Origin of the sequence: Streptococcus sp. 596553 (assembly GCF_900411395.1) — a bacterium.
Classification (GTDB): domain Bacteria; phylum Bacillota; class Bacilli; order Lactobacillales; family Streptococcaceae; genus Streptococcus; species Streptococcus mitis_BA.
This window is the reverse complement of sequence record NZ_OXCQ01000001.1, coordinates 1-20205: the sequence shown is the minus strand read 5'-3', so window position 1 is coordinate 20205 and position 20205 is coordinate 1. Positions and strand designations below refer to the sequence as shown.

Here is a 20205-nt window from a genome sequence, read left to right as displayed (position 1 = left end):
TTCCATTTTATTCAAATAATTGACTTAAAATTGAAGCATTTCCAAATAGAACCAAGAGTCCCATCACAATAATGAGAAAACCACCCACTTTTTTGAGGATTCCGAGATAGGGATGAAGTTTTCGGAAATGTTTCAAAACATAACTAGAGGCTAGAACTAGAAGCAAGAATGGTAGCGCCAAACCCAACGTGTACACCAACATGAGACCCGCTCCCTGCCAAGCTCCTGAACCACCTGAAGCCGCCAAGGCTAAAACAGAGCCAAGAACCGGCCCTACACAAGGCGTCCAAGCAAAACTAAAGGTCAAACCCAATAAAAATGCCTGACTATAGCCCTTACCATGTTGCCCCTGTCTTTGCAGTTGTAACCTCTTTTCCTTATAAAGCCCCTTAAAGTGTAGAATCTCCATCTGGTGCAAGCCTAAGAGAATGATAACCGCACCCGTCACATATTGGAACCAAGAAGCATAAAGCAAATCGCCTAAAAAACCAGCTCCATAGCCCAACAAAATAAAGATAAAGGAAATCCCCGCTATAAAGGCCAGCGTTCGCAATAAACTAGTAACTGAGATTGAAAATTTGTTGCTAGAAGCCTGAGCACCATCCTTATCATCTAGTAACACCCCTGCATAAACTGGTAACAAGGGTAAGATACAAGGAGAAAAGAAGGATAGAATCCCTGCCAAAAAGACACTTAGAAAAAAGAAAATATGACCCATAAAGTTCCTCCTATCATTTTATTGATAGGTTTATTATACTCCTTCCATTTTCGAAAAAACAGGGACAATGATAGGGAAAAATAGGAATTTAATCAGATGATTTAGAAATCTTGGACAAAAACTATACAAAAAACTGTCAAAGCACAAAAGCGCATAGTATCAAGGCTTTATAAAACCTTGATACTATGCGCTTTTGTAATAGATAAATAGTTAATCTTTTCTAAAGCTCGGATCTTTCAAACTCTGAACACTGGCATTGATCACCGCTCCTAGGATAACAATTTTAGCAATCAAGATAAACCAAAACATCATAACAACAAGAAGAACGGAACCTAAAATTCGGACGTCCACTAAATGATGGACATAGTAATTGAGATAACTAGAGAACAGAGTTAGTAGAACTAAAATCACTAAGAGAACAAAGGCACTGCCTGGTAGGGTATAGCTAATTTTCCTGTTAGATAGATTGGGAAGAAAATAATAAAGCATGACCAAGATAGCAAAGAGGAGGGCGTAAGTCAGAGGACCTGCCAAACCTTGTAAAGCCTGATAGATAATACCATCTTTTGTCCAATAATGAGCAAGTAAATCCAAAATCATCTGCCCAAATAAGCTCAAAAACAAGGCAAACGCAAAGAGGAGCTGCAAGCCAAAACTGACTAGGAGACTCACCATCTGATGGGAAATAAGCCCACGACTCTTTTCGACGCCATAAGCCTTGTTAAAAGCTTTTTGCAAGAAATTCATAGATTTTGAAAAACTCCATAACGCCGATAAAACAGAAAAACTCAACAAACCTGTTGAAGGTTGGGTCAAGACTTCTCTGGCTATTTTTTCCACACCTTCATAGAGGCTTGGGGGCAGGACGTCTTTCACAAATCCCAGAAATTCTCCCACAGGAATCTGAAAATAGGGGAGGATATTGACCACCACCAAAAGCAGGGGAAAAATCGAAATCAACCAATAGTAGGCTACTGCGACACTGGTCAACTCACTATCTGATGCTTGATAATAATGCAAAAAAGCTTTTAATAGAGGCTTGTCTATCAGCTCTTTCCACCACTTTTTCATGTCATACTCCTTCACTTATAATCTTATACTCAACGAAAATCAAAGAGCAAACTAGGAAGCTAGCCGCAGGTTGCTCAAAGCCCTGCTTTGAGGTTGTAGATGAAACTGACGAAGTCAGTCACATATATAATCCAAGGCGACGCTGACGTGGTTTGAAGAGACTTTCGAAGAGTATTAACTAATTTCTTCTTACCAATTCCACCATATCATAAGGCAGGGTATTGGCAGCTTCCTTCAGAGAATAGTTCTCTAAGTTATTGACATTTTGTCGTAACTTCTTGGCATACTTGGTCGTAATCAATCGTTTTTCTTCATATTCGAAAATCAATTTACGCTCCAGATAATATCCTCTCAGCATTTCATCGATATTGTTGGGCTTGACGCGATTGATAACCCGTTCGACAAAGGCACCACTGCTGATAATAGCTGTTTCACGAAGACGAGACTCCTGCATAAAACTAATCAAAGAGCGTCTATAGACTCCCTTCAGGTTTTCCAAACTTTCAATAATCATCTCTGTATTAGCAAGATAGAGCTCTGCTATTTGGTCATAATCAAGAGCACGGAGACGGCTTTGCTCCTTGTCCTTCCAACTACGGAAGGTCTTTCCGAGAGTAAAAACTTCATGAAGGAGAAAACGTAAAATCCGCAAAGAAACAAGGAAATAATAGGTCAATCGTGATGCAAATTTACGATTGATGCCTCGTTCTATATTTTTCAGATAACGTTGGTAAACTCGGTAAGCACGATTGCTAATGTTCCCCTCTTCATAGGCCTGTTCCAATCCATCACTTTCAATACTAAGAATCAAGAGTTTCAAAGCAGCCCAGTCTTCTTGATCATCCTGGTTTTCTTGGCTTAAAATGAGATTTTCAATACGTCCATGGTAATTGTCAATAGCCGCATAGAGGGGAAGTTTATTTCTGGTATCTTCCAACTCTTTTTCCAACTCTAGCGTTACTTCATTCAAAATGGCGATATGCATGAGATAGTCCTTGCTTTCTTCCTCTTCATCAGAAAGATGAGGCAGAACCAAGAGACCTGTTAAAAAGCTTACAAGCGTCACACCTGCGACAAGGAAAAGTAAGAGAGGATACTCCTGCTCTAGATTACTTGGTATCAAAAGAATCGTCGCAATCGACACGGTTCCCTTAACACCTGAGAAAGTCAAGAGAAGCATGTCCTTCATATACTTATTCAGTTTTTTCTTAAGACGTCTAGTCCTATAGGCATAATAGCCATAAATCATGACAAAACGAATGGCAAAGAGGACAAAGGTAAGGGCTATAAGAGATAGCAATAAAAGTAAGGGATTATAGATTGGATTGGTCAAGATAGGCTCTGCTATCATTTCCAACTCCATCCCTAAAATCACAAAGACAGAACCGTTGAGCATAAAATTCACTGTATGCCAGACCGTCTCAGTCACCGTATCCACTTGGGCTTCGAGGAGCGTAATTTTCTTGAAGCGACTTGCCTTTAAAATCCCAGCAACCACAACGGCGATAATCCCTGAAACGTGTACCTCTTCTGCTAGAAAGAAGGTCACCAGAGGCAAACTCAATTCTAATAAAAGTTCGCTGGCAATATCCGCTGCGCGCACACTCAGCAAGAAGCTATGGAGGAACCGGTTGGTCATGGCTGTTAAAAAACCAATCAAAAAACCGCCTAGGATTGAAAAGATGAGCGAACTACTAGCTTGCCCAAGGGAAAAAGCTCCTGTTGTCCAAGCTGTCAAAGCTACCTGAAAGGCAACCAAACCAGAAGCATCATTCAAAAGTCCTTCACCCTTAAGGACATTGGACACGCGCTTAGGAAAGCTAAAGCGCTCCGAAAGAGAGGCAAAGGCCACCAAATCCGTAGGTCCAAGGGCTGCCCCAACAGCCAAACAAGCCGCTAAGGGGAGGCTGAACCAAAGAAGATGGGCCAAGCCACCCAAACTCAGAGTCGAGATAAAAATCACTGGAAATATGAGGTAAATAATGATTCGCCAGTGTTTTAAAATAGCCGTAATATCTGCTTCCTCCGACTCTCGAAAAAGCAAGGGCCCAATAACCAATGCCAAAAACAACTCTGTATTAAGGTGAAAGTCGGTATTGGGTAAAAAGAGACCAATCACAATTCCCAAAAGAATTTGCACCAAAGGAAGAGGCAAAAAGGGCAGGAGCTTATTGGTTGTACTCGAGACAATCAAGACCAGTAAAAATAAGATTAGGTAAATCAGTAATTCCACGCACGTCCTCCTTAATCTTTTTTACAACAGGATTCAAATATCTCCTTCTGCTCTTTGATTTTTTGGTCAATCTTGGAACAATCTTTGTGCTCAATTTTTCTCTGGCACCGTTCCATTTCAAGAGCAACTAATTTTTTCTTGATTTTAAGCATTTTTTTGCTCATGTGTGCTTGGTCTAACACACCCACCGCTCGTTCGTGGTGAGTTGATTCAACAAAATTCTGGCGCATGGCATCCAGCTTTTCACGTAGGTATTGTTTATCCATGTCTATATCTCTCTAATTTTTCAATCATTACTAAAAACGGTGGGTTGTTGACTTGGTTTAAAGTTCGGTAAATGGCAACTGTGTACTCTTGTTGGTTCAACTGGCTAACAAAATCCAAGACAGCATCCCTCTCGAGGTCGCCTCCTTCATGACCATAGTAGATCATAATGGCAATCCGTCCCCCTTTGACAAGCAAATGACACAGCTTTTCTAATGCTTCAATCGTTGTCTGTGGTCTGGTAATGACTGACTTATCAGCTGACGGCAGATAGCCCAGATTGAAAATCCCTGCCTTGGCTTCTGTCACAAACTGGTCCAGTGTTTCATGACCTTGCAAGATTAACTGGGCATTTGTCAGGCCAGCCTGATGTAAACGCTCTTGGGTCTTTTCCAAAGCTTGCTCCTGAATATCAAAGGCATAGACTTGCTTAGCTAACTTGGCTAGAAAAAGCGTGTCATGACCATTTCCCATAGTCGCATCCACCACGATATCCTCTTTTGTCACTACCTCAGCCAAAAAATCATGTGCTATCTCAAGTGGTCTTTTCATTTTCAAACTCCTGTTTTACAGCCTTGCATCCTTGAACACTTCCGCGACGTCGCATCTCCATCTCAATACTATTGAGGACTTCCCATTTATTGAGGCTCCACATAGGCCCAATCAGCATATCTATAGGTGCATCTCCTGTAATTCGATGGATAACGATATGCTTGGGAATGATTTCCAATTGGTCACAGATGACCTTTACATATTCGTCCTGGCTCATCAACTGCAAACGTCCTTCGTGGTAATCTCGTTGCATACGCGTATTGGTCATCAGGTGAAGCAAGTGCAGTTTAATTCCTTGAATATCGTTATCCGTGACACAGCGACGGACATTTTCAATCATCATTTCATGGGTTTCACCAGGAAGTCCATTAATCAAATGAGAAACAATCTCAATCTTGGGATACTTTCTCAAACGCTTGACCGTTTCCACGTACAATTCATAGGAATGGGCACGGTTAATCAAGTCAGAGGTTACTTCAAAAGTGGTCTGCAAGCCCAATTCAACCGTCACATGCATTCGCTCCGATAACTCAGCCAAATATTCAATAGTTTCATCTGGTAAACAGTCTGGGCGCGTTCCAATATTGATTCCTACTACACCTGGCTCGTTGATAGCCTGCTCATAGCGCTCTCGGATGACTTCCACCTTTTCATGGGTGTTGGTAAAATTTTGAAAATAAACCAGATACTTCTGAACATCCGGCCACTTACGGTGCATAAAGTCAATTTCCTTATAAAATTGCTCACGGATAGGCGCATCTGGTGCTACGATAGCATCTCCAGAACCTGAAACCGTACAAAAAGTACAGCCTCCATGAGCCACAGTCCCATCACGATTGGGACAGTCAAACCCCGCATCAATAGGGACTTTAAAGGTCTTTTCTCCAAAGAGTTTTCGATAATAATCATTCAAGGTATTATAAGATTTCATAACTTTCATTATAACAAAAAACACCCACAATCTCAAAAGCCTGACTTTCCTATAAATTCCTCTGTTTCTCGTTTCCTTTAGCGATTTTTTATGATACAATATGGGTATGATTTTAATGAAATTAGCATCTATTTTATTATTGATACTGACTTTAGTAGTCTGCATTATCATAACCAAACTTTTTAGATTAAAAAAACTAGGACGAAACTTTGCGGATTTGGCTTTTCCAGTCTTGGTATTTGAATATTACCTTATTACAGCTAAAACCTTTACCCATAATTTCCTCCCTAGACTGGGCCTAGCCCTCTCAGTCCTAGCCATTATTCTCGTCTTTTTCTTCCTTTTTAAAAAACGCAGCTTTTACTATCCTAAATTCATCAAATTCTTCTGGCGTGCAGGATTCTTATTAACCCTTGTCATGTATATCGAGATGATTGTTGAATTGATGGCTCAGAAATGAAAAAATGAAATTGAAAACACCTCAATCAAGCTGAAATACAGTGATTGAAGTGTTTTTTCTTTATCTATTTTTTCATCAATTCCTATTTTCCTTCTTTATCAGGAAAGAGATAACCAATACCTACACAAGCTAGCACACCTGCTCCAATGACCAAGCCACTTGAAATTGGCAACAGGTCCAAAATTGCATTCGCGATGATAAAGGCAATAATTAAACACATCAGACTAGCCTTGTAATCCTTTTTCAAAAGATTCTCTAGAGTGAAAAAGAGGAACAAGCCTACCGGAATCAATGACCAGAGGTTGACATCCAAACTTGGCCAGCCAACAGAACCAAAATACAATACTGTCGCTGCTACTAGTAAAAAGACAATCCCCAATAATTTTTTCATTTCTTTATCTCCAATTTCTTTTTTAGGAACTTGAGTTACCTGGTATCGATGCCTCACGTCTCTTACAAAAATCATTATAGCAGAGGAGTTTATCAAGAACAAGGTCTTTTGCCTATCTGGTCTCAATCTCGGTCTAAGTGGCTCAATAATAGCCGTAAAATAAGGAAATAGGTGAAAAACTTCCTTCCAAATAAAAAGGAATTAAGCAACCAAACGCCTTAATTCCTTGAAATTGTCTCATCACCTCTATTAGCCTTTAAATTTTGATAGACTCTATTTTCTAATCAATATGACCAATATTGTCAATACTAACCCTTTCAATCAATTCATTAGTTATCGAAACTAAGTCTATTAATAGATCCAAAAAAGAGTATCAATAGTAAAGTAAACTAAATAATTAAGTTATAAATAGCTATTTTTACAAAACTGTTTCATCATCATACTATCTCAGTACACAAACCATTTTTCTATAGCTTTTGTCTTAATCTTGATCTTTTTTCTTTAATCCAAGAAATGCACCTAAGGTAAACATTATTCCAGCAATGAATGGTGTAAAACCTTCTCTAACTGTTCCGGTTTTTGGCAATCTATCAGAATTGTTAGTATCCGATTTACTATCGATATTGGTATGTTTATTAGCTATATTCTCTGGTTCATTAAGATAAACTTCCTTCTTATTTTCAAAGTTTTTATCATTTTTATCAGGAACTGGAGCTGTAACATCCTTAGTTGAATCAGATCTTTGACTTTCATCTAATTGACTATAATTTACTTGTACAGAAACTGTAGATTTGACATCCTTAGTTGAATCAGGTTTTTGTGAATGATGTTCTCTTTGTAAATCCTCCTTTTTGTAATTTTCATCTAATTGACTATGATTTGCTTGTACCTTATCTTTCTTTTTCGATACATCAAAAGTAGGTTTATTTTCCTCCTCCTTTTTCTCCTCTATTTTCTTGAATACAGGTTTTATAAGGGTATCTTTTGATAGATTAAGAACATAGCCAACGTCTTTTTTCCCTTCGAAACCAGAAATTTCCCAGCCATCAAATTGATATCCTTTTTCTAATTCACCCTCATAGACAGGTAAAATGAAATCTTCTTCCGACACTATCGTTGAACTCATTTCTTTTCCATTTTGAATGGTCACAGTTACCCTATGAGGTTTTAGTTCTCTTACCTCTCCCGTATCTTTGTTTAAAATGAATTCTTTTACGGTTGTATTTCTTGCGAAATCTTTTACAAGAATCTTAATATTTAGTGTCTTATCTGTTAGTTGTTTAATATCATCAAATGATTTATATTCTTTTCCATTTACATAAATATGTTTGTCTTGAATCTCACCATTGAATCCATTATCTCTTTTATCATTGATGTTAAAGACTACAGATTTTCCATCAGCATATTCGATACTAGTATTTCCCTCAGGATCAATGTTTACTTCTGGTTTAACATTATCATATAAAAATTGATAGTGTACTCCAACCGCTTTCGCATTCAAATCGCTATAGCCAGTTTGAAGATAAACATTTCCATCCATATCTGTTACCTTATCTGGAAATCCGTTTGCTTTATAGTCTTTCATTCCCCAGTCCATGATGTCACCGTCTTTAACATTAAGCTTAACGTTAAAATCTCTAGTGTTATCAATGTGTAAATCTCCGTAGATTAAATAATTATCTACAACAGATTCATTAACTCTCAATTCCCAGTTAAAACCACCCTTATCAGAAATCTTACCTCTTAAATAAAACTCTGGATTTCGTACATAAATTTTATTAAATTTAGATGGATTAAAGTAGTTCTTGTCCATTGAAAGGTTTACTGGTTTTGCATCAATAAATAACGTAGAGCCATCTTCTTTTATAGCTTCTACATTGGACTTATCCTCTCCAGTGTACTCTTTATCATCTTTACCAAATAATACAAGTTTAGAAGGATCTGTTACAAGATTTCCATCTTTATCGATTGCCTCCCCTTTATCGTTCATTTTAAATCTAAACACTTGATACCTTACAATGTTAAAGCCGTCCAAAGCCGACATTAATACAGCTTGAGTACTTCTTCCATCTTCAACATTTCTACTGTCAGAATAAATTATTTTTTCTGAAAGGGCTCTTAGATTAGGATTGGAATTTTGTATTTTTGCTATATCTTCCTTGCTATAGACTCCATTTCCTTCTAACATATCCGTTTTTCCAGGATTATAGGTAGTCACTTTTAGTGCATAGCCTTTTCTCAGAATGATATTATCCTTTAATAGATATTGTTGTTTTTCTGAATCAGAATAGATTTTACCAGATTCCATTTCAGTTAAATTGTTTGGTTTGTTCTTTGAAAGATCTCCTTCCCCTAATTCTATTATATTCCCATAACTTGATGCATAGAGATATTCTGTCTTAGTTTCCCTATTTTTTTCAGGCATTCTAATCTTCGTTTCAGCTTTTCTCTGACCATCATCTGTAACAAAGAATCTCATATCTCCTGCAAAAGCTAATCCATCCACAATATCATTAATATTAGCGTATAAATCAAATGTCATCGTTTTTGAATTGGAATCATACTTGGTCGCTTTGATTTCTATATATTTATAGGTATTTCCATAATATACCTTGGCATTTTTAGACACATTACGTATCTTTCCAAGAATTTCAAAGTGTCCATCTTTAGACGGGCTTAGAACACCATAAATTTTTGATTTGATTTCGTCAAGTTTTTCAGTTTCATATTCTAAGGCGCTACCATCGTCATAGGCAGCTATATTTCCTTTATCGTCATATCGATAATCAAGTTCTACTGTTCTTGTACCACCATTTACAAAGTCCTCTTCTTCCCTATATTTCTTTTTAATGAGTTTCTTTAGGTCTTTATTTTCAAAGTTTCTAATTGTTGAAATAGTTTTATTTATTTCAAGGCTAGCTTCTCCCTCAACTGAACTTTCTTCATCTGGTTTTGAATCTTCATCCTTAGCTTGATTATTATTGGTATTTTCCTCTGAGCTCTTTGCATTTTTGAGTTTATCTTCAGAAATTTCACCAAGTTTTTCATATTTAGAAGCATCTTTGTCAGGATCTACTAGGTAATAAGAAATCATCCCCTTTTCATCAGCATGATCAGCAAATTTAATTCTATGAATCTTTGTGAAATTACTAGAGCCATCTAATGCAATGACTTCAATGATTTTTCCTCTTAAATCTCCTGCACCATTAATTTCATAAATAGTATTTCCGTCTTTGTCAAGTTTTCTGTTTCTTCCTTGACCCTCACCTGCATAAGTTACTTCAAGATTTTTCTCAACCTCTCCATCTTCATTAACAAGAGCGGCGCCAGCATACCAAACTTCGTTTGCAATCTCGTCAAATTTTTCAGGATGTTCTTTTTGATCTCTCGCAAATAGGGTTTCATTCTTGTATTGGTCTTTTACCTTGTGATAAGTATCCTTTGTGATCAGCTTAATTTTTTCAGGATTTGAAAAATCAACCGAAACAATCTTAGGGGCTGTGTTATCAATTTTTACAGGAATATAGGAAACCTGCCATGGATAATCTTTAGTTAATCTATATTTAAATTTATAGAAATATTGACCTTCCGCAATCGGTTCAAATTGACCTCTTATCTTAGTAGCAGGATCTTGATTATCCTTACTTTCTGGTGCATTTTCTTCTCTACCTCTAGGATTATAGATGAGTCCATCCCACTTCAAGTCACCCCAAACTTTTAGTTTAGATGATTTGATTCCCTTTGCATCATTGCTTTTAGAGTTTAAAATTCCTTTAATAAAGTGTTCTCTCGAAATGACTTTTAAGTCTCTTTGATTTTCTCCCTCTTTATTTGTATTTACTATTGAAATTAATCCTTCTTCTGCACTTCTTAATACAAGTGGAGAAGGTGTTAATCCTCTTTCAAGTTGAGCCTTTTGAGGATTTCCATTTGAATCTAAAGGATAAATGTTAGCAATATTAGAACCACTTGATGATGCATTTAGCCCTTCGTTATTGAAAGCAAATAATTCTGGATTTTGATCTAGGGATGTTCTATTTTTATCTTTTCTATTTTGTATAACTCCTGCTGGATTAAATTTATCTATACCATGTTCTCCACCAATTCCCTTATTTAAGGTTCCTGGAATTTTCGGTTTACCATCATCATCATAACCTCCCATTGTTTTTGATTTTGATCCTTCTTCCCAAGCCCATTTATCAAGGATTGGTTCGTGGTTCCAATTCCCAGCAAATCCCATTAGAGGCATTGATAAAGAAGGTTGGAAGTTTATTTTCTTCCCGTTAGAGTTTAGAGCTTCCATTTCTTCTACTGACTCAAAATGAATAAATGATTCTACAAATTTATTTTTGTCTTTAGCCTCTCCAACATTTATAACCGCATTCAAATCAAAGCTAGAATTTGCGCCTATAGTGAAAGTATCATGCTCAAATGTGATATTTGCTCCTTTGATTTTTTCTGGGTGGATTTCTGGAACAATTTGCTTACCATCTGGAGATTTTTCATCTTTGTATGTTTCATCCAGTTTTAGTCTGTCAGTTAGAGCATCTGTAGTTATCGCTGATGCTGAAACTTTAAAAGTCAAAGGTCTGTTTGATGTATTGTGAAGCTTAATTGTAAAATATTTTTCTTCTCCTTTTATTTCTTTAAGAGAAATAGAACCATAAGAGTTTACCAAACCTTTAGAATCCTTGTTTTTGAAAGTCGCTACAACTTCATTTCTCAAAGCATTGGCCACATTAATTAGCCCTGCTCCCTGTTGTCTAGGTGATGCAAAGTATTGACTTTTTTCTTTCCAAGACGTTGCATCCATCATCGGTCGCGCAGTATTTTGTAGAGCAATTTTTGTAAGACTTGTAAGATCTATTTTGTCATCTCCCTCAAGATTTTTCAATACAGGTCTTTCAAGCATTTCCTTTAACTTCGGTCTAATCAAAACAGTAGAAGCTGCTACGATTGGAGTTGCCATACTAGTTCCTGACATATAGCCATAAGTTGATTTCCCATTAATGACATTGAGAGTAGATTTAATGTTTTTACCAGGTGCTGAAACATCGGGTTTTAAAAGTAAATCTATTCTTGGTCCCCAAGATGTGGATCCTGCTGGAACGATGACATCTTCTTTATACAATTCTTTGTCTGTGTCAGGTGCAAACTTAAAGTCAATCTCTTTTTCGTCACCTACATTCGGTTTATTAGAATTATAGCTTGCCATATCAATTGGATAGTATTGCTCCAATTTATCTTTGAAATCTTCCTTACTATTTCTTTTAACCTCAGTTTTTTTATCAGGATTAATCATGTTCCATAACTTTACACCATCATCTCCTGAAATTGAAAATACTTGACTTTTAGTCCCTTCATCCGCTTCATATCCCATAGCTGGAAGCTCTGTCCAATTATCTCTATTGTAGTAATTGACAGTATTTACAACCATAATGGCGCGTGCGCCCTTATCCGTAGCTTTTTTAAAAGCATTTTTTAAATCCTTTGTATAAATTCTATCCATTACTGCAATTTTGCCCTTAAGATCCAAACCTATCAACTCTTGGTCTTGGCCTTTGCCTATATATACAAATTTCAATTTATCAGGAGCTTTTGAACCATCTTCATTTGTTGTGATTTTATTCTTATCGAAAAAGGCTCCTATATTTCTGTATTTAAAACTTTTTCCTCCAATCTTAACTTTATCAAACTCAACTGTTTGATTTTTAGCAGATGCAACCGCTATCGCATCTTCATGTGCTGCTGTTCGCGTTACATTTCCAGTGTCGGTCATTTTCAGATGATTATTTGCCACTAAATCCCAAGAAGAACTTGAAGCAGAAGTCGCATAGTTACCCGTAGCTACAACCATTGGAATGCCTGCTTTTCTTAATGCTCTAATAGCTTGCCAATATTTCTCACCTACAAGACCTGTTCCTGTAAAGCCAGATGATACCGAAACAACATCGACATTGTGTTTGATCGAATCTTCAATAGCATGAAACATTGTTTCATCTCCTGCGAAGCCAGATCCTGCGTCAGAGTACATTTTATAAGAGAATATCTGTGCATTAGGAGCAATTCCATCTATTCCATTAAAGTTCTTGATGTCTTTTTCAGTATCATTTCCCGCAAGAATCCCTGCAATATGCATTCCATGTGGATCAAAATAATCACTTCCATCATCAGCTTTTTCTACAGTAATTTTACCACCATTATAATAATTGAAAGCATGAGGAATCTTATCACTCAACCAGAAATTTTTATCAGTACCTTTTAAGTCTTCTTTTTTAAATCTCATTGAGTCTTTAGCATCATCATCAATCCTCATGGCCTTATGCCTATAATCTGTCCCGGTATCGATATTTGAAATGACCATACCTCTACCATCAAAGTTTTTCCCAAATTGAGCATTAATGGCCTTTAGGTAATCGATAGCCTCCTCAACTCCAATTTCCTTTCGGGCATGATTCATCATGGGTTGGAGTTTTTGTGACCGTTCAACCGATGAAATACCTTCTATTAGTTTAATTTTATCCAGATTATCTGGAGTTGTTTCTATTGAAACACCATTAAAAATCGTATTATAGGTATATAAAACGTTTGTATCCTTAAGATTGGATAATTCCTTGATTGCTTTTTCTCCAGATTCTTTATCTTTAAATTCAGCAATATAGACAAGTTTATCCTCTTTTTTGGGACTTTCTGGGTCTTTACTTGCAGACGAGTCCGCTTTATCTTCTTTGGATTGATTGGAATCTTCTTTGATTGTTGCTTCTTCATTGCTAGTTTTGTTATCTATCACAGATTCTTTACTAACAACTTCTTTTTCCTCAATAACCGTTGTTTTCTTCTCTTCAGTATCCTTGGAAGTTTCTATATCATTATGAATATTTTCATGTTTTTCTTTATTTTCTGCTTCCTTATCTACTACTACTTTTTCTGTATCAGAGATAGTTAAAGCATCTTCAGAGCTAGATGTGTCTGCTAAGACTACCTCATTAGGGGCATAGGCTGCTAAAATAACTGCAGCTGTGGTTAATGACAATACTGTACTTTTTTTCATTTTAATTCCTTACATATTTATTTAACTTCCAATAGATAGAAAACTTTAACTTTGCTAGCCTTTGTTATAAAAAGTTTTACTAAGTATTATCTAGGAAATAGAGTAGTACATTTATATATAATTGTTAGCTCTCCATAAAAATAGTATATCATTTTAAAAATTTAAGTCAAGAAAAATTAAGGCTGGTTAATTTTATTTTTAACGCATGTTAATAAATGATGCAAAAGTTTCGTACTTAACGGGGATACATTATAAGCACATTCATACCATCAAAAATAGTAGCAATCAAATTGAACCACTACCAAAATCACAAAGTCAAACATCATTGATGAAATATCAGCGCTATTAAACAATATAAATAACCGCTAAGAATAAGGCTTAACGGTTATTTATACATATCTATTTTTTCAAATCTTCAGTCATATGTTCACCTGTGACCTAGGCTTTACGAGTGCCTTGCTCTAGCAACTAATACTCAATGAAAATCAAAAAACAAACTAGGAAGCTAGCCGTAGGCTGCTCAAAACACTGTTTTGAGGTTGCAGATAGAACTGACGAAGTCAGCTCAAAGCACTGCTTTGAGGTTGTGGATAGAACTGACGAAGTCAGTCACATATAAACGGCAAGGTGAAGCTGACTTTGTTTGAAGAGATTTTCGAAGAGTATGAATACTCACGTCCCTTACAAAAATTATTATAGCAGAGGTCAGTTTCAAGAACAAGTTCGTTTGCCTATCTGGTCTCTATACCGGTCTAAGTGGTCTGATTTTCTTTAAAAAGAAAAAGAAGCCTGATGAGACTTCTTCACTTTGCCGATTGCAGGGATCGAACCTGTGACCTAGGCTTTACGAGTGCCTTGCTCTACCAACTGAGCTAAATCGGCTATTACACTTACAGTATAGCACTCTGAGAATAGATGTCAAGGAATTTTCATCTCTATTAGAAAAAGCCTGTCCTGAGACAAGGCTTTGAGTTTCTTCTTCTTAGGACCCAGCACTTTCATAAGAATCCAAGCCCCTGTCCCAAAGTTTAAGGGAAATGACAAAGAAAACCAGAGAAATCAACATCAAACCTCCGATGTTAAAGATTACATCCTTGTCCTGCAAAAAATAGCTGGCAGGATAGTAGGCCGTAAAGGCAAAAGGCACGATAAAGCTAATCAACCAACGAAGAAGAGAATTGTAAATCGAAATCGGATACTTGGCAAAATCATTGAACATATAGAAGATGTAAATCATAGCCCCTGACTGTTTGGTCCAAAAAGCGATACTAGCTGTCGCGATTTTCAAGGAAGTATAAATCAAGGTCGCAAATGGAATACAAACTAGGAAAAGCAGGAATTTTGGAAGAGTCCAATCAATGCTTGATACTGTTGTCGCTAGTAAAATTCCACCGACCAAGAGTTCTCCCAAGGCATCAATCTGAAAGGTCTCAACTAGAATATGAAAGAGGGGATTAATAGGACGAGTCAGATACTTGTCAAACTCACCTTTTCGCACTAAGCGCTGTCCCAGAGCCCAAAGATTGTCAAAAAAGAGATGGTCCAAACCCTTGGGAATCAAAGAAAAACCATAGATAAAGGCAATTTCTTGAAAAGTCCAACCTTCTAGGGATGGGATGTGTTGAAAGATGACATTGAGAAACAAGAGATTCAAGCCTTGAGTCAAAAAAACTCCCAGCACACCAACTACAAAATCCACCTTGTATTCCATGATTTGCTTGATATATTGTCTGATAAAAATCAGATGCATACGCTGATATTTTTTCATACTAACCTCCTTGAATGGTGATAAATGACTGGACTCGTTTCCAAATCAACTGAGACAAGCCCACCATCACTAAGAGCCAGAAGAACTGCAAAGCGAGCGCCTGAATCATCTGACTGGCATCGTATTTCCCAACAATGATCATAACTGGAGTATAAATCAAGGATGAAAAAGGCAAAAAGGAGAGAATATCTGAAACAAGCTTTGGAAAGAAAGCCAAGGGAATCAAACTTCCCGACATAAAGGCCACTATGGAAGTCTTGAGTAGATTGGACCCCCAAAGATTTTTAAACACAAAGGCTGAAAAACCAAAACAGATATTAAAGAAAAAGTTAATCAGATAGGCCAGCGTTAAACTAAAGAGGTAAAGGACAGTTAATCCCAGCACTTCTGCAATCCCTTGCCCAGATAAGATTTTCATCAAGACAATGACACTTAAAAATGGCAGGCCAACAGAGATAAAAATCAGCCACTTGGAGCCAAGCTCGGTAAAGAGATAAGAAGCCGCAAAATGTACTGGTCTCAGTAAGCGCATGATAATGGAACCATCCTTGACCTCCTCCCCAATCATAAAGGAGCTATCCGACCTAGTCAGAAGATTGGTCACAAAACTCATGATAATGTAAAGGGTGATATCCGCCATACTGAAGCCCTGAATCAAGGACTCCTGTGAGGAATCAAAGACAGCCTTCCAGAGATAAAAAGCCACAAAAGCCCCCATAACATCCCCAATCCGATAGAGAATAAAGTTGACTCGATAGGTAATCAATTCCTGAACACCTGCATTGATAAAAGGTTTATAACGTCTCCACAATTTGACCATCTTAGAGCTCCTTTCGATAGAAGCGACGGATAATATCCTCGATATCCGTATCCACCATCTTCAAATCGCGGATTTCAAAATCAGACAGGGTTTGCTTGATAATATCAGCTGACTGGTAGCGGGAACTATCGAATTCAATGTTGAGGCTATTCCCCTGTCTATCAATAATCATATCAGGCAGGCCTTCATAGTGAGAGACGAGATGACTTTGACCTGGTAGCAGTTCAAAGGAGAGAGTTTTCATCTTGCCAAAGGTATCCTTGAGCTGGCTAACCGTCCCATCAAAAATCTCCTGCCCCTTATCAATCATAAAAATTCGATCACAGAGTTGCTCAATATCGCTCAGGTCGTGAGTGGTCAAGAGAATGGTTGTTTCTTCCTCCTGATTGATCTGAGTAATTGCCCGACGAATGTTATCCTTGACCGAAACGTCCAAACCAATGGTCGGCTCATCTAAAAAGAGAACCTTGGGATTGTGAAGCAAAGAAGCTGCAATGTCCGCCCGCATGCGCTGCCCTAGTGAAAGAGTCCGCACGGGATCCTTGATAAAGTCCTTCAAATCCAAGACTTCATTCAAAAAGTCCATACGCTTATGAAAGAGCGAGTCTGGCACATCATAAATCTCTTTTAAGACCGTGTAGGTCTCTTGTAAAGCCAAATCCCACCATAGCTGGGTGCGTTGTCCGAAAACGACTCCAATATCCTTGACATAATCTTGGCGATTGTCCTGGGGAATCTTGCCGTTAATCCGACAAAAACCAGATGTTGGTTTCAAAATCCCTGTCAGCATTTTAATGGTTGTCGACTTCCCAGCACCATTTGCCCCGATGAAGCCTAAAATCTGCCCCTTTGGTACCTCAAAAGTCAAATCTTTAACCGCTTCAAAGGTCTGCTTTTCAGGATGAATAAAGGAACGTAAAGCCCCCTTCAAGCCCGGTTCCTTAACAGTCTTCACAAAATTTTTCTGAAGATGTTCCACTTCTATCATTGCCATATCTATCCCCCTATGGTAAGGAATTGCAACATTGTCTTTTGACTACAAATATTCTAAATCCTTACTTTCTACACCTTCTACATTTTATTACTACAGAAGGCTTTATACCAACCTATTATAATCTAATAAAAAATAGAATGCAAGCGTTTGCCTAAAATTTGTGAAATTGAAAATTTTTCTCTTAAAATAATACTTTTAATCAAAAATTCTGTTTAATAATTTGAATTACCAACCTTCCACCCTTCCCTACTAAAACATCCCTTGACTTTCTCTATCTTTTTTTGTAAGATATGTGCAATACAATATCATTACAAGGAGAAATGCCATGTCAACACTTACACGAGACCGAGTTTATAACTTCCGCGTCAATACTCAACTATTTGAAGAAGCAAAAACCATCCTAGAAAGCCAAAACATCAGCCTTTCAGATGCCCTCAACCTCTTTGTAGAACAAATCGTCCTTGAAAAAGGTCTCCCAATTAAAACAGCCGACCAACTCAAAGCAGAAATCTTCCTAGGAGAACTCAAAGCAGAACTAGATAAAGGCTACCAAGACATCATCGAGGGGCGTCTCTACGACGCAGACGAGGTCTTTTCAAAGTATGGACTATAAAGTAGGCTTCACAGAACAAGCCAGACAAGACTTGGACGCTATCTTCATCTACTACTCCACAGAGTTCAGTGAAAACATAGCCAAGAAAGTCATCACTCGCCTCCAACAAACCAGCAACCTACTTACCTTCTCACCAGAGGGCGGTATTAACTTTGACCATAAAATCGGATACTCCCTCTATTCAGGAAACACTCTCAGAATGATTGTCTCTAAACAATACCTACTCTTTTACCTCATTCATGAAAAAGAAGTCCATATCCTGAGAATTATCAACTCACGCACCGACTACCTAAACCAACTCGACCACCTCTTTCAACATATCCAAGACTGAGAAGTAATCCCTCAGTCTTTTTATCTACTGTAAATCAATTGCATATAAAAAAACATAAACAAGGATTTTTTAAAACTCCCAATCCTCTAACATATCGAGGAGCTCCCCAACGTTCGACTCATGCACAAGCTCACGTTTGTAGAGAGCAGCAATCACAGCATGGAAACCATTCTCTTTTTAGACTCAAAATGACGAGATTGTGGAACCTCTACAGGCCCAATAACTTTTAACATTCTAGTTGATTGAATCTGGAATAGTCCGCCGAGTTTTCTAAAACATTGTTAGAAATTGGTTTAAATCCCCCAATCAACTTGTCCATTTTTTATCTCATTTCACTGTACAATAAGTGAGACTGAAAAAAGTCTGTAAAATTAAAAAACGCATAATATCAGGTCTTGAAACTTGATACTATGCGTTTTATTGTGGGAATATTTACTTCATTTTATCCTGAAATGAAGTTTTTGCCCATCCTCATTAAGGACAATCTGTTCATTGCAAACAAATTATACCCATTAGAAAGATTAGTCTTCTTTCTTCTTGCGAGCAAGAAATCCAAATCCACTCAAAACTCCAAGAAGTCCAAGTGCTGCGAGGCTAGCGTTAACTTCTGTACCTGTGTTAGGCAATTCTTTTTGACCATCAACATATTTAGGTGTTGCTGGCATTTGAGGTTTAGCTGGCTGTTCAGGTATTGCTGGAGTTGCTGGCTCTACCGGTTGTGCTGGTTGAGTCGGTTCAACCGGTGTTGGAGTTGGCATCTCAACTTTACGGAAGATATGTCTGATATTTCCATTTGAATCTGTCACAGTCTTCACATATTCGTAACCTGGAATTGTTCCCGGTTCTTTAGAACCTGGCTCAGTTGGTTTCAATGGATTTCCATTCTCATCAGTCCAAGTAGTTGTATTTTGCTTACCTGGATTTGGTTGAGGAACAGGTGAAGGTGTTGGAGCTGGTGGTGTTACTTTTTCATAAACATGAACAGTATCTCCATTTGACAGTTTCTTAGTCTCTACGAAGCGGTAGCCTGGGATGTCTTTCTTATCGACTGTACCTGGCTCACTTGGATAGTTTGGAATCTCTTTGCCTTCTTTATCTTTGAAGAAGGTACTTACTTTTTCGTAGATATGTTCAGTATCACCATTTGGTAATTTCTTAGTCTCTACGAATCTGTATTCTGGAATGTCTTTCTTATCGACTGTACCTGGCTCACTTGGATAGTTTGGAATCTCGTTTCCGTCTTTATCTTTGAATGAAGTTGTTACTTTTTCGTAGATGTGTTCGATATCTCCGTTTGGAAGTTTCTTAGTCTCTACGAATTTATAACCTGGGATCGTTTTAGCTGGGGTTTCTCCTTCTTCTGTTGATTTCACAGGGTTGTTGTCTTTATCAACAGTAATAAGATTGCCTTCCTTATCCTTGAATGTTGTTGTTACTTTTTCATAGATATGCTCAATATCACCATTTGGTAATTTCTTCGTTTCTACGAATTTATAACCTGGGATCGTTTTAGCTAGGATTTCTCCTTTTTCTGTTGATTTCACAGGATTGTTGTCTTTATCAACAGTAATAAGATTGCCTTCCTTATCCTTGAATGTTGTTGTTACTTTTTCATAAATATGAGTTGTATTACCTTTGTTATCAACTTTAGTTTCAACAAATCTATAGCCCGGGAAGTCCTTCTTATCAACTTTGCCATCTTCTGTAGTACTTCCTGAAACAACATTCCCATCTGTGTCTTTAAACTCCGTTACAGGACGCACAGTTGGAGTATAAGTTTCAGAAACTACTTTACCATTGACGTCTTTCACTTGAACTGTTACTGGAGTTGCCTTGCCTACGAAATCTTTTTCTGGTGTAAATTCAACGACTCCATCCTTAAGTACATATGTTCCTTCTCCTGGAACTACAACTTCTTTCACTTCTTTACCAGTTTTATCAACTAATGTCAGAGTAGATTTATCAAGCTCAACTTCTTCATCGCCTTTATTAAAGTTTACTGTTGTAT

The 20205-nt window shown here is 37.4% G+C and carries 16 protein-coding genes and 1 tRNA gene; 4 read left to right on the top strand and 13 right to left on the bottom strand.

The features are described from left to right. Positions 1–7 precede the first annotated feature (7 nt). The 6 genes from ccdA2 to DSY56_RS00055 all read right to left on the bottom strand — a co-directional run bounded on the left by ccdA2 (position 8) and on the right by DSY56_RS00055 (position 5778). Positions 8–718, bottom strand: a complete 711-nt coding sequence (gene ccdA2, locus DSY56_RS00080) for a thiol-disulfide oxidoreductase-associated membrane protein CcdA2 (protein WP_112443430.1) — start codon at positions 716–718, stop codon at positions 8–10. Between the two features lie 210 nt (positions 719–928). Further along, positions 929–1789: a YihY/virulence factor BrkB family protein gene (locus DSY56_RS00075; RefSeq protein ID WP_200832303.1), complete on the bottom strand. Its 861-nt coding sequence runs from the start codon at positions 1787–1789 to the stop codon at positions 929–931. A gap of 178 nt (positions 1790–1967) precedes the next feature. Continuing rightward, positions 1968–4022: a cation:proton antiporter gene (locus DSY56_RS00070; protein WP_112443428.1), complete on the bottom strand. Its 2055-nt coding sequence runs from the start codon at positions 4020–4022 to the stop codon at positions 1968–1970. An 11-nt stretch (positions 4023–4033) separates the two neighbouring features. Continuing rightward, positions 4034–4288 (bottom strand): hypothetical protein, encoded by a 255-nt coding sequence (locus DSY56_RS00065; protein WP_000361085.1) that lies wholly within the window; start codon positions 4286–4288, stop codon positions 4034–4036. Then, the gene (locus DSY56_RS00060; protein WP_200832301.1) at positions 4281–4838 is read right to left on the bottom strand and encodes a tRNA (mnm(5)s(2)U34)-methyltransferase; all 558 of its coding nucleotides are present in this window, start codon (positions 4836–4838) and stop codon (positions 4281–4283) included. The genes DSY56_RS00065 and DSY56_RS00060 overlap by 8 nt, the downstream gene beginning before the upstream one ends. Further along, positions 4822–5778 (bottom strand): TIGR01212 family radical SAM protein, encoded by a 957-nt coding sequence (locus DSY56_RS00055; RefSeq protein WP_112443426.1) that lies wholly within the window; start codon positions 5776–5778, stop codon positions 4822–4824. The genes DSY56_RS00060 and DSY56_RS00055 overlap by 17 nt, the downstream gene beginning before the upstream one ends. A 91-nt stretch (positions 5779–5869) precedes the next feature. On the opposite strand from DSY56_RS00055, the gene DSY56_RS00050 reads away from it, so the two are divergent. After that, complete coding sequence (locus DSY56_RS00050; RefSeq protein ID WP_112443425.1) at positions 5870–6229, top strand: DUF3397 domain-containing protein; 360 nt, start codon at positions 5870–5872, stop codon at positions 6227–6229. An 82-nt stretch (positions 6230–6311) separates the two neighbouring features. Here DSY56_RS00050 and DSY56_RS00045 read toward each other — a convergent pair whose 3' ends face one another. Both DSY56_RS00045 and DSY56_RS00040 read right to left on the bottom strand, forming a co-directional pair. Continuing rightward, positions 6312–6620: a hypothetical protein gene (locus tag DSY56_RS00045; RefSeq protein ID WP_112443424.1), complete on the bottom strand. Its 309-nt coding sequence runs from the start codon at positions 6618–6620 to the stop codon at positions 6312–6314. A gap of 481 nt (positions 6621–7101) precedes the next feature. Beyond that, positions 7102–13671: a S8 family serine peptidase gene (locus DSY56_RS00040; RefSeq protein ID WP_112443423.1), complete on the bottom strand. Its 6570-nt coding sequence runs from the start codon at positions 13669–13671 to the stop codon at positions 7102–7104. Positions 13672–14149: 478 nt separating this feature from the next. Between DSY56_RS00040 and DSY56_RS12140 the strand changes: the two genes are divergently transcribed. After that, on the top strand, positions 14150–14290 hold the full coding sequence (locus tag DSY56_RS12140) for a hypothetical protein (protein WP_234990534.1): 141 nt from the start codon (positions 14150–14152) through the stop codon (positions 14288–14290). 190 nt (positions 14291–14480) lie between these two features. On the opposite strand, the gene DSY56_RS00035 is transcribed toward DSY56_RS12140, so the two are convergent. The 4 genes from DSY56_RS00035 to DSY56_RS00020 form a co-directional block, all read right to left on the bottom strand. Beyond that, positions 14481–14553: transfer RNA gene (locus tag DSY56_RS00035), tRNA-Thr, on the bottom strand. A gap of 100 nt (positions 14554–14653) precedes the next feature. Then, positions 14654–15439 (bottom strand): ABC transporter permease, encoded by a 786-nt coding sequence (locus DSY56_RS00030; RefSeq protein ID WP_112443422.1) that lies wholly within the window; start codon positions 15437–15439, stop codon positions 14654–14656. Between the two features lies 1 nt (position 15440). Further along, the gene (locus DSY56_RS00025; protein WP_112443421.1) at positions 15441–16259 is read right to left on the bottom strand and encodes an ABC transporter permease; all 819 of its coding nucleotides are present in this window, start codon (positions 16257–16259) and stop codon (positions 15441–15443) included. 1 nt (position 16260) lies between these two features. Beyond that, positions 16261–17253, bottom strand: coding sequence for an ABC transporter ATP-binding protein (locus DSY56_RS00020; protein WP_112443420.1), 993 nt, complete (start codon positions 17251–17253; stop codon positions 16261–16263). 325 nt (positions 17254–17578) lie between these two features. Between DSY56_RS00020 and relB the strand changes: the two genes are divergently transcribed. Together relB and DSY56_RS00010 are read left to right on the top strand one after the other, a co-directional pair. Further along, a complete protein-coding gene (gene relB, locus DSY56_RS00015; protein WP_112443419.1) occupies positions 17579–17866 on the top strand; it encodes a type II toxin-antitoxin system RelB/ParD family antitoxin in 288 nt (95 codons plus the stop codon). Beyond that, a complete protein-coding gene (locus DSY56_RS00010) occupies positions 17856–18197 on the top strand; it encodes a type II toxin-antitoxin system RelE/ParE family toxin (protein WP_112443418.1) in 342 nt (113 codons plus the stop codon). Before relB ends, DSY56_RS00010 begins: the two co-directional genes overlap by 11 nt. A 521-nt stretch (positions 18198–18718) precedes the next feature. Here the strand turns inward: DSY56_RS00010 and DSY56_RS00005 are convergent. Further along, positions 18719–20205 (bottom strand): MucBP domain-containing protein (locus DSY56_RS00005; RefSeq protein ID WP_160109901.1); only part of this gene is annotated, 1487 nt, incomplete at its 5' end.